The organism is Nioella sp., assembly GCF_964229645.1.
Lineage (GTDB): Bacteria > Pseudomonadota > Alphaproteobacteria > Rhodobacterales > Rhodobacteraceae > Nioella.
Genome location: NZ_CAXREX010000289.1, coordinates 19,314 through 29,644 on the forward strand (window position 1 = coordinate 19,314; position 10,331 = coordinate 29,644).

Sequence of the window (10,331 nt, forward strand, 5' to 3'; positions counted from 1 at the left end):
CGGCGCTGCGGTCTTCGGACCAAGGCTCCACCGGGAAATATCGACGGGCCGCGGGCCCGTTTTTTTGTATTTGGACACATGACAGACCTGATCGCCAAAACCGCCATGGATCGCCGCCTGGCCGATATCCTCACCCCCGTGATCGAGGGAATGGGGTTCGAGCTGGTGCGCATCCGCCTGATGAGCGGCAAGACCAAGACCCTGCAGATCATGGCCGAGCGCCCCGAAGGCGGGATCGAGGTGGATGACTGCGCCGAGATTTCGACTGCGGTCAGCGCGCTGATGGACGTGGAAGACCCGATCGAGGACAATTACACGCTCGAGGTGTCCAGCCCCGGGATCGACCGGCCCCTGACCCGGCTGAAGGATTTCGACACCTGGCAAGGCTACGAGGCCCGGATCGAAACAGCCGAGCTGATCGACGGGCGCAAGCGCTTCAAAGGCGTGCTGGCTGGCATCGAAGGCAACGAGGTGCTGATCAACCTGCCCGACGAAACAGGAGAGGACGTGACCCTCGGCCTCGATTTCGACTGGCTGAGCGACGCCAAGCTGATCCTGACCGACGAGTTGATCACCGAGATGCTGCGCCAGCGCAAGGCGTCCGGCCAGATCGACGAAACCCAATTTGACGAGATTGAAACCGAAGAGCCTGGAAAGGCGGAGGACTGACCCATGGCAATCACCAGTGCAAACCAGCTGGAGCTTCTGCAAACCGCCGAGGCCGTTGCCCGCGAGAAGATGATCGACCCGGGCCTCGTGGTCGAAGCGATGGAGGAATCGCTCGCCCGTGCCGCGAAGTCGCGCTACGGCTCCGAGCTTGATATCCGCGTCTCGATCGACCGCAAGACCGGCAAGGCCACCTTCACCCGAGTGCGAACAGTGGTCGAAGAAGTGGAAAACCACTTCACCGAAATGACCGTCCGCGATGCCCGCGCCTACAAGGAAGATGCCGAGGTCGGTGACGAGATCATCGACGAAGTCCCCCCCGTCGACATGGGCCGGATCGCAGCACAGTCGGCCAAGCAGGTCATCCTGCAGAAAGTGCGCGAAGCCGAGCGTGACCGCCAGTTCGAGGAATTCAAGGACCGCAAGGGCACGATCATCAACGGCCAGGTCAAGCGCGAAGAATATGGCAACGTCATCGTCGATATCGGCCGTGGCGAAGCGGTTCTGCGCCGGAACGAAAAGATCGGCCGCGAAACCTATCGTCCCGGCGACCGCATCCGCGTCTACATCAAGGACGTGCGCCGCGAACCGCGCGGGCCGCAGATTTTCCTGTCGCGCACCGCGCCGGAATTCATGGCTGAGCTGTTCAAGATGGAAGTGCCGGAAATCTACGATGGCATCATCGAGATCAAGGCCGTGGCGCGCGACCCGGGTTCCCGCGCCAAGATTGCCGTTATTTCCTATGACGGCTCGATCGATCCCGTGGGTGCCTGCGTGGGTATGCGCGGCAGCCGCGTGCAGGCCGTCGTGAACGAGCTTCAGGGTGAAAAGATCGACATCATCCCGTGGAACGAAGACGCGCCGACCTTCCTGGTGAACGCGCTTCAGCCCGCCGAAGTGACCAAGGTGGTTCTGGACGAAGATGCCGGCAAGATCGAAGTCGTGGTTCCCGACGAACAGCTGTCGCTGGCCATTGGCCGCCGTGGTCAGAACGTTCGTCTTGCCTCGCAGCTGACCGGCCTGGATATCGACATCCTGACCGAAGAAGAAGAAAGCGCCCGCCGCCAGGCCGAATTCGCCGAGCGGACCCAGACCTTCATGGAAACCCTGGACCTGGACGAATTCTTCGCTCAGCTGCTGGTGGCCGAAGGTTTCACTTCGCTGGAAGAAGTGGCCTATGTCGAGCTGGATGAACTGCTGGTCATCGACGGGGTGGACGAAGACACCGCGAACGAACTTCAGGCCCGCGCTCGCGACTACCTGGAAGAGCAGAACCGCAAGGCCCTTGAGCGCGCCAAGGAAATGGGCGTCGAGCAGAGCCTCATTGATTTCGAAGGCCTCACCCCCCAGATGCTGGAAGCCCTTGCTGAGGACGACGTGAAGACTCTGGAAGATTTCGCCACCTGCGCCGATTGGGAACTGGCGGGCGGCTGGACGACGGTGGACGGACAGCGCGTCAAGGACGACGGCCTGCTGGAGAAGTTCGATGTCAGCCTCGAAGAGGCCCAGAACATGGTCATGACCGCACGCCTGCAACTGGGCTGGGTCACGATCGAAGAACTGGAAGCCCAGGCCGCCGCGGAAGCGGACGCCGCAGAAGCCGAAGAGGAGCCCGAGGCCTGATCTCAGGCCTCGGAGGCGCGGCCCATGACGCGGGGCGGTCGGACCAAATCGCGCGATGACGCCGAACGGCGCTGCATCGCAACCGGGGAAACCCAGCCAAAGGCGGGGTTGATCCGCTTCGTCGTGGGGCCGGACGGGACCATCGTGCCAGATGTTCTCGAGCGACTGCCGGGACGGGGCATCTGGGTTGCCGCCGACCGGGACGCACTGGCAACGGCCGTGAAGAAGAACCTCTTCAGCCGCGGCGCCAAGCAGAAGGTCACCGTTCCCGCAGACCTGGCAGCGCAGGTCGAAGCGGGCCTTGTCCGACGCGTGGTCGAACTGATCTCGCTGACGCGCAAGTCCGGTCACGCCGTGGCCGGGTTCGAGAAAGTGAAGGGCTGGCTGGCAGATGGCCATGCCCGGGTTCTGTTCCAGGCCGCCGATGGCTCGGAACGGGGAAAATCGAAACTCTGGACGCCGGAAGGGGGCCGTTTTTTCGGCTGTTTGACGGCAGATGAATTGGGTTTGGCATTCGGGCGCCAACGTGTGATACATGGCGCGCTTGCGGCTGGCGGACTCGAGCGACGTGTTGTAGAGGAGGCCTCGAAGCTGCGGGGCCTGCGCGGCACATACGGCGAATTTATCGCCGGGAAGGATGCGAAAGACGTATGAGCGATCAAGACGGTAAAAAACCCCTCGGACTTTCTGGCGGCGCCCGTTCGGGCCGCGTGAACCAGAGCTTTTCCCGTGGGCGGACCAAAAGTGTGGTTGTGGAAACCAAGCGCAAGCGCGTTGTGGTGCCCAAACCTGGCACGTCCGCTTCTGGGTCGTCCGATGCGCCCAAGCGGCCCTCGGGGGTATCCGACGCTGAAATGGAGCGCCGGCTGAAGGCCCTGCAGGCCGCCAAGGCCCGCGAAGCTGAAGAAGACGAACGCCGCGCCCGCGAAGAGCGCGAGCGCGAAGAAGAGCGTGAACGTCGCCGCGCCGAGGCCGAGGCCAAGGAACGCGAAGAGCGTGAGCGCGAAGAAGCCTTGAAGGCCAAGGTCGAGGAAGACGAGCGCCGCCAGCGCGAGGAACAGGAACGCCGCGCTGCCGAAAAGGCCGCTGCATCCGCGCCTGCCCCCGCCGACAAGGAAGAGCGCGCAGCCCGTCCCGCTCCGACCAAAACCGGCGCCCCGACACCGTCCAAGCGCAAGGAAGAGCGTGAGGACAAGGGTGGTCGCGGCAAGGGCGGCGAGCGTGATGGCCGTCGCTCCGGCAAGCTGACCGTGAACCAGGCGCTGACCGGCGGCGAAGGCGGGCGTCAGCGCTCGATGGCCGCCATGAAGCGCAAGCAAGAACGCGCCCGGCAGAAAGCAATGGGTGGCCACCAGGACCGCGAAAAGATCGTGCGTGACGTGCAGGTGCCCGAAGCCATCGTGGTTTCGGAACTCGCAAACCGCATGGCTGAACGTGTGGCCGATGTCGTGAAAGAGCTCATGAAAATGGGCATGATGGTCACGCAGAACCAGTCGATCGACCAAGACACCGCCGAGCTGATCGTTGAGGAATTCGGTCACCGCATGGTGCGCGTCTCGGACGCGGACGTTGAAGACGTGATCGACACGGTTGAAGACAAGGCCGAGGACCTCAAGTCGCGCGCGCCCGTGATCACCATCATGGGCCACGTGGACCATGGTAAAACCTCGCTTCTGGACGCGATCCGCAACGCAAAAGTGGTGGCAGGAGAAGCCGGGGGCATCACCCAGCATATCGGCGCCTACCAGGTGACCACCGATAGTGGCCAGCTGCTGACCTTCCTCGACACCCCTGGCCACGCTGCCTTCACCTCGATGCGTGCCCGTGGCGCACAGGTGACGGATATCGTGGTTCTGGTCGTGGCCGCGGATGACGCGGTGATGCCGCAGACCGTCGAGGCGATCAACCACGCCAAGGCTGCCGGTGTGCCGATGATCGTGGCGATCAACAAGATCGACAAGCCTGCCGCGGACCCGATGAAGGTGCGTACCGACCTGCTGCAACACGAAGTGATCGTGGAACAGATGTCGGGTGAGGTTCAGGACGTGGAAGTCTCTGCCCATACCGGTCAGGGTCTTGATGAACTGCTGGAAGCCATCGCGCTTCAGGCGGAGATCCTTGAACTAAAGGCCAACCCCGACCGTGCTGCGTCCGGTGCCGTGATCGAAGCACAGCTCGACGTGGGCCGTGGGCCCGTTGCCACCGTTCTGGTCCAGAACGGCACGCTCAAGCAGGGCGACATCTTCGTGGTGGGCGAGCAGTGGGGCAAGGTCCGCGCTCTGGTCAACGACAAGGGCGACCGCGTGAAGGAAGCCGGGCCGTCGGTTCCTGTCGAGGTTCTGGGCCTCAATGGCACACCCGAAGCAGGTGACGTGCTGAACGTGGTCGACACCGAAGCGCAGGCCCGCGAAATCGCCGATTATCGCGAGCAGGCCGCCAAGGACCGCCGCGCCGCTGCCGGTGCAGCCACCACCCTCGATCAGCTGATGGCGAAGGCCAAGGCAGACGAGAACGTGGCCGAGCTTCCGGTTCTGGTGAAGGCGGACGTGCAAGGTTCGGCCGAAGCTATCGCGCAAGCGCTGGAAAAGGTCGGGAACGAGGAAGTGCGCGTGCGCATCCTGCATTCCGGCGTGGGCGCCATCACCGAATCCGACATCGGCCTTGCCGAAGCGTCGGGTGCCCCGGTGATCGGCTTCAACGTTCGTGCCAACGCACCGGCCCGCAATGCGGCCAACCAGAAGGGCGTGGAAATCCGCTACTACTCGGTCATCTACTACCTCGTGGATGACGTGAAGTCGGCGGCCTCTGGTCTGCTGTCGGCAGAAGTGCGCGAGAACTTCATCGGCTACGCCGAGATCAAGGACACCTTCCGCGTGTCCGGCGTTGGCAACGTGGCTGGCTGTCTGGTGACCGAAGGCGTTGCCCGCCGGTCTGCCGGGGTGCGCCTGCTGCGGGACAACGTGGTGATCCACGAAGGCACGCTGAAGACGCTCAAGCGCTTCAAGGACGAGGTCAAGGAAGTCCAGTCCGGCCAGGAATGTGGCATGGCCTTCGAGAATTACGACGACGTGCGCAAGGGCGACGTTATCGAGATCTTCGAACGGGAAGAGGTCGAGCGCACGCTCGACTGATCCACGACGAACCCCATCAAAAAGGGCGGCCTCTTCGGGCCGCCCTTTTCGTTTTGGAAGTGGAACTGCTTATTCAGAGGCAGCTTCTTCTGCCTCGGTGCCCCACTGGGCCAGGAAGGCATAGATGTTGTGGGCATCTTCTTCGCTGACGCGCTGCGGGGTCATGGTGGAGCGACCGCGCTCGCCGGTGGCTTCGGTCAGGAAGTTGGTCGCGTTGGGCAGGTAGGCGACGAAGTTCTCTTCGTTCCAGACAATCCCCGCGTCATGTGCCGACTGCATCAGTGAAGAGTAGCGGAACCCTTCGACGCTCCCGGCAACACCATTGACGGCACCGTAAAGGTTGGGGCCGGTGCGGCCATTGCGGCCGGCCAGAACATTGTCATCCGCATCGCGAACGACATGACACGAAACACAGTTGCGGTTGAACAGGTTTTCACCAGCCTCGATGTCGGCCTCGTCGGCATAGGCCATCGGGGCGGTCAGAAGCGCGGCTGCGAAGGTCAGTTTACGGATCATCGGATAGGCTCCTTTGGATTGGTTGGCGGCAATATACCGATTCTGGAATGCGTTACGCCCGCACGAATTGTCACGGCTGATACGCTAGGGCCGCATCGGCTGCTTTCCACCGAAGCGAGGCCTTGTGACGCGGGGGCCGGAGCGTCATATACGAGAAGAAGAAGGAGAAACCATGAGCAATTCCGACTTTCCCGGCTGGCACGGCACCACGATCATTGGCGTTCGCAAAGGAGGCGAAGTGGTCGTCGCCGGCGATGGACAGGTCAGCCTCGGCCAGACCGTGATCAAAGGCACCGCCCGCAAGGTGCGCCGCCTGTCACCCGGAGGGCACGAGGTTGTGGCCGGTTTCGCAGGCTCCACCGCGGATGCCTTTACCCTGCTGGAACGACTGGAAGCCAAGCTGGAAGCAACCCCGGGGCAACTGGCTCGCGCCAGCGTGGAGCTGGCCAAGGACTGGCGCACCGACAAGTATCTGCAAAAGCTGGAAGCAATGCTGATCGTCACCGATGGGCGCGACCTCTTCGTGATTACAGGGGCGGGCGATGTGCTGGAGCCTGAACACGGGATCGCGGCGATCGGGTCGGGCGGCAACTACGCCCTGGCCGCCGCACGCGCGATGATCGACAGCGATATGGGGGCCGAAGACGTGGCCCGCCGGGCCATGGCAATCGCAGCCGATATCTGTGTTTACACGAATGGCAACCTGACGGTGGAACGGATCGGCGGATGACCGGGCTCAGCCGCGACGATCTGCGCGCCGCCGTCGGCGCGGGCATGATTTCCGAGGCGCAGGCCGCATCTCTTGTGGCCTTGTCGGATGCCCGGCGTGGTGCGCGGGAACACATGACCGGGCTCGATGAACCCTTCGAGCTGTTCAAGGGTTTCAACGAGGTCTTCATCGTTGTCGGGCTGTCTATCCTGTTCATGGGCTGGCTTGGCCTGACCGGGCTCAGCCTGTTTGAAATCTCTGGCATCGGATACATCGCGACGATGGTCTATGCCGCGCTTGCCGGAGGGGCTGTCATCCTGCTGGCCCGCTATTTCACCCTGACACGTCGCATGGTGGCACCGTCCATTGCCCTGGCCATTTTCTTCGGGATTTCTTCGGCCCAGTTCGGCATGGGGTTGAGCTGGATGATGCGGGGTGAACTGCCGTTGACCCTGACCCTTGCCGCCGGGACTTCCACGGTGTTGCTCTGTGTCTATTACGGGTTCTTCCGCGTTCCCTTCTCCATGGCGCTGATCGCGCTTGGTGTCTTTGCCACCTGCTTTGGCATTATTGCGCTTGGTGGCACCTTGCCCGAGGATCCGCGTGATTTGTTCCTTCTGTCGGCTGAGGGTCCCTTCGCTGTCCTGACCATGGTTCTGGGTCTTTTCGGCCTTTTCGTTGCCCTTCGTTTTGACATGAGCGACCCGCATCGGATCACCCGGCGCTCTGCCAGCGGCTTCTGGCTGCACGTGATTGCAGCCCCTGCGATCGTGAACACGGTCGCTTTGACGCTGTTCGACGCGGGCACCATCGCGGCGCAGTTCGCCCTTCTCATCTTCGTCATTCTCATGGCGCTCTTTGCCATCACCATCGACCGCCGGTCCTTCCTGGTGTCGGGTGTGGGCTATATCGTGGCGCTTGCCTTTACGGTAATGGAAGGCGCGGCCTTTCTGTCGATCCTGATGTTCGGCCTTGTCCTTGTCGTGCTTGGGGCACAATGGGAAGTGATCCGCCGCGCCATCATGAACATGCTGCCGAACTTTCCCGGCAAAACCCGCCTTCCCCCCTGGGACATGCTGACCCCCGAGGAGACCACATCGTGACCAACCTGACCCCCCGTGAAATCGTCTCGGAGCTCGACCGGTTCATCATCGGCCAAAAGGACGCCAAGCGCGCCGTGGCGGTGGCGCTGCGCAATCGCTGGCGGCGCAAGCAACTGGGTGATGATCTGCGCGACGAGGTCTATCCCAAGAACATCCTGATGATAGGACCAACCGGCGTCGGCAAGACCGAGATCAGCCGGCGTCTGGCCAAGCTGGCCCGCGCGCCGTTCATCAAGGTTGAGGCCACCAAGTTTACCGAGGTGGGCTACGTGGGCCGGGACGTGGAGCAGATCGTGCGCGACCTGGTCGATGCAGCTCAGATCATGGTGCGCGAACATATGCGGGAAGAGGTCAAGGCAAATGCCCATGACGCCGCCGAGGATCGCGTGATCGAGGCGCTGGCCGGAACCGATGCGCGTGAACAGACACGAGAGATGTTCCGCCGCAAGCTGCGGTCGGGCGAACTGGATGACAAGATCATCGAACTGGAGGTGGCCGATACCTCCAATCCGATGGGAGGCATGTTCGAGATCCCCGGCCAGCCCGGCATGGGGCCCATGGGCGGCGGCATGAACCTGGGCGACATCTTCGGCAAGGCCTTCGGCGGGCGCACCGTCAAACGGCGCATGACCGTTGCGGCCAGCTACGAGGTGCTAATTGACGAAGAGGCCGACAAGCTCTTGGATGCCGAAGCTGTTACCCGCGAAGCGGTGCGCGCGGTTGAGCAGAACGGGATCGTCTTCATTGACGAGATCGACAAGGTGTCGGCCCGATCCGATGCTCGCGGTGCCGACGTATCACGCGAAGGCGTGCAACGCGACCTGCTGCCCCTGATCGAGGGCACCACTGTCAGCACCAAGCATGGCCCGGTAAAGACCGACCATATCCTTTTCATTGCTTCTGGCGCGTTCCACATTGCCAAACCGTCGGACCTGCTGCCGGAACTTCAGGGCCGCCTGCCGATCCGGGTCGAGTTGCGGGCACTGACCGAGGATGATTTCGTGCGCATCCTGACCGAGACCGACAACGCCCTGACCCGCCAGTATTCCGCGCTCATGGCAACGGAAGAAGTCGAGGTGACCTTCACCGAGGACGGGATCAAGGCGCTTGCCGCCATCGCGGCAGAGGTGAATCACAGTGTCGAGAATATCGGTGCGCGGCGGCTTTATACCGTGATGGAGCGCGTGTTTGAGGAGCTGAGCTTCACCGCCCCCGACCGGTCAGGTGACAAGGTCGTTGTTGATGAGGGTTTCGTCGAAAAGAATCTGGGCGAACTGATGCGCTCTGCCGATCTGGGACGCTACGTGCTATAGGGTCGCCAGATTCTCTTTCCGGCGGTTCCTCCCTTGCCCCGATACATCCTGTCCGCACTTGCCGTTATCCTGGCTGCTTGCGGCGCCCCGCCCAATATCGCCATGGTCACCCGCACGGTTCCCGATGCGGGACTGAGAACCGTCTTCGTCGCGACAAACCGCGCCTTCGAGGATCAGCATTACACCGCTGGACGTGAAAGCGGCGTTGAATATGCACGGTTCGATGTATCCATACCGCCCGATCGCGAGGCGGGTGAAGTGTCCTGGCCACAAGGCCCGGTGCCGAACCTGAACACCGATTTCGTGGTGACGGATGCCGGCCTTTATTCCACACCAGCAGCCTTCCGGAGCGATTTCAGGGCAGCGCTGATGGCTTTACCCGAGGAAAGCCGCGAGGTCGTGGTGTTCGTTCATGGCTACAACAACAACTTCGCATCCGGCCTGTTCCGGATTGCGCAGATGGCCCACGACTACAACACCCCCGGGCTGACCGCCCATTTCGCGTGGCCCAGCGCCGGAAACCCCTTCGGCTATGTCTTCGACCGGGAAAGCGCCCTGTTTTCGCGCGATGCGCTGGAAAACTTCTTGCGCGATCTGGCCCAGGCTGGCGCACGGCGTATCCTTCTGGTTGGGCATTCGCTTGGTGGATACGTCACCATGGAAACCCTGCGCCAAATTCGGATCTCTGGTGACGATGCGGTTCTGAACAGCCTGTCCGGTGTGGTTCTGGTGTCTCCGGATATCGACATAGAACTGTTTCAGAGCCAGGCTCGCGCCGTCGAACCGCTGCCGCAGCCCTTCATCGTCGTGACCTCAGCTAATGACCGGGCTTTGAGACTGTCGGCGGGGATCACCGGGCGGCAAAACCGGCTAGGTAGCCTCGGAACCGCTGAGGATGTGGCCGAATTCGACATCACCCTTGTCGATATTTCGGCCTTCCGAGCCGATGCCGGGGATTGGACGAACCATTCGACCTTCGCTGCCTCTCCTTCCTTGATCCAGCTTATCCAGGGCCTGCCCGCGATTGGAACCGGCACGGCGGAGATCCCGGTTGATCTGCTGTCCGGGACGGTCCTGACCGTTCGCAACGCCACGCAGATCCTGTTGACGCCGGTGACCCAATGAGCGCCGCCGCCGCGTTCCTGCGTTCGAACGCGGCGTTCCTTCTGACCGGGGCTCTTCTGACGCTCACGTCATCATTCGGGCAAACCTTCTTCATCTCGGTCTTCGCGGGTCAGATAATGGAGAGCTTTTCGCTTACCGATGGCGA

The 10,331-nt window shown here is 62.4% G+C and carries 9 protein-coding genes; 8 read left to right on the forward strand and 1 reads right to left on the reverse strand.

Annotated elements, in window-relative coordinates; genetic code table 11:
- Positions 1-78 precede the first annotated feature (78 nt).
- Genes rimP through infB form a run of 4 tightly spaced genes read left to right on the forward strand, consistent with a single transcriptional unit; the run spans position 79 to position 5,420 of the window.
- Positions 79-669, forward strand: a complete 591-nt coding sequence (gene rimP, locus ACEQXV_RS18515; protein ID WP_370251189.1) for a ribosome maturation factor RimP — start codon at positions 79-81, stop codon at positions 667-669.
- A 3-nt stretch (positions 670-672) separates the two neighbouring features.
- Complete coding sequence (nusA, locus tag ACEQXV_RS18520) at positions 673-2,289, forward strand: transcription termination factor NusA (RefSeq protein WP_370270401.1); 1,617 nt, start codon at positions 673-675, stop codon at positions 2,287-2,289.
- 24 nt (positions 2,290-2,313) lie between these two features.
- Positions 2,314-2,943, forward strand: coding sequence for an RNA-binding protein (locus ACEQXV_RS18525; RefSeq protein ID WP_370251187.1), 630 nt, complete (start codon positions 2,314-2,316; stop codon positions 2,941-2,943).
- Entirely contained in the window at positions 2,940-5,420 is a 2,481-nt protein-coding gene (gene infB / locus ACEQXV_RS18530) for a translation initiation factor IF-2 (RefSeq protein ID WP_370270403.1), read from the forward strand. Before ACEQXV_RS18525 ends, infB begins: the two co-directional genes overlap by 4 nt.
- A gap of 69 nt (positions 5,421-5,489) precedes the next feature.
- Here infB and ACEQXV_RS18535 read toward each other — a convergent pair whose 3' ends face one another.
- Positions 5,490-5,936 (reverse strand): c-type cytochrome, encoded by a 447-nt coding sequence (locus ACEQXV_RS18535; RefSeq protein WP_370251026.1) that lies wholly within the window; start codon positions 5,934-5,936, stop codon positions 5,490-5,492.
- Between the two features lie 172 nt (positions 5,937-6,108).
- Between ACEQXV_RS18535 and hslV the strand changes: the two genes are divergently transcribed.
- From hslV to ACEQXV_RS18555, 4 genes are read left to right on the forward strand one after another with little or no spacing between them, the layout of a single operon-like run.
- Positions 6,109-6,666 carry an ATP-dependent protease subunit HslV gene (gene hslV / locus ACEQXV_RS18540; RefSeq protein WP_370251027.1) on the forward strand — a complete coding sequence of 186 codons (558 nt, stop codon included), beginning with the start codon at positions 6,109-6,111 and terminating at the stop codon, positions 6,664-6,666.
- The gene (locus tag ACEQXV_RS18545) at positions 6,663-7,748 is read left to right on the forward strand and encodes a hypothetical protein (RefSeq protein WP_370251028.1); all 1,086 of its coding nucleotides are present in this window, start codon (positions 6,663-6,665) and stop codon (positions 7,746-7,748) included. The genes hslV and ACEQXV_RS18545 overlap by 4 nt, the downstream gene beginning before the upstream one ends.
- On the forward strand, positions 7,745-9,061 hold the full coding sequence (gene hslU / locus ACEQXV_RS18550; RefSeq protein ID WP_370251029.1) for an ATP-dependent protease ATPase subunit HslU: 1,317 nt from the start codon (positions 7,745-7,747) through the stop codon (positions 9,059-9,061). Before ACEQXV_RS18545 ends, hslU begins: the two co-directional genes overlap by 4 nt.
- A gap of 33 nt (positions 9,062-9,094) precedes the next feature.
- Entirely contained in the window at positions 9,095-10,186 is a 1,092-nt protein-coding gene (locus tag ACEQXV_RS18555; protein WP_370270404.1) for an alpha/beta hydrolase, read from the forward strand.
- The last annotated feature ends 145 nt before the right edge of the window (positions 10,187-10,331 follow it).

Bases quoted from the DNA above. Each gene is read 5' to 3' on its own strand.
- hslV (WP_370251027.1), top strand. From the start codon at position 6,109: ATGAGCAATTCCGACTTTCCCGGCTGGCACGGCACCACGATCATTGGC.
- ACEQXV_RS18525 (WP_370251187.1), top strand. From the start codon at position 2,314: ATGACGCGGGGCGGTCGGACCAAATCGCGCGATGACGCCGAACGGCGC.
- nusA (WP_370270401.1), top strand. From the start codon at position 673: ATGGCAATCACCAGTGCAAACCAGCTGGAGCTTCTGCAAACCGCCGAG.
- ACEQXV_RS18545 (WP_370251028.1), top strand. From the start codon at position 6,663: ATGACCGGGCTCAGCCGCGACGATCTGCGCGCCGCCGTCGGCGCGGGC.
- ACEQXV_RS18535 (WP_370251026.1), bottom strand. From the start codon at position 5,936: ATGATCCGTAAACTGACCTTCGCAGCCGCGCTTCTGACCGCCCCGATG.
- rimP (WP_370251189.1), top strand. From the start codon at position 79: ATGACAGACCTGATCGCCAAAACCGCCATGGATCGCCGCCTGGCCGAT.
- infB (WP_370270403.1), top strand. From the start codon at position 2,940: ATGAGCGATCAAGACGGTAAAAAACCCCTCGGACTTTCTGGCGGCGCC.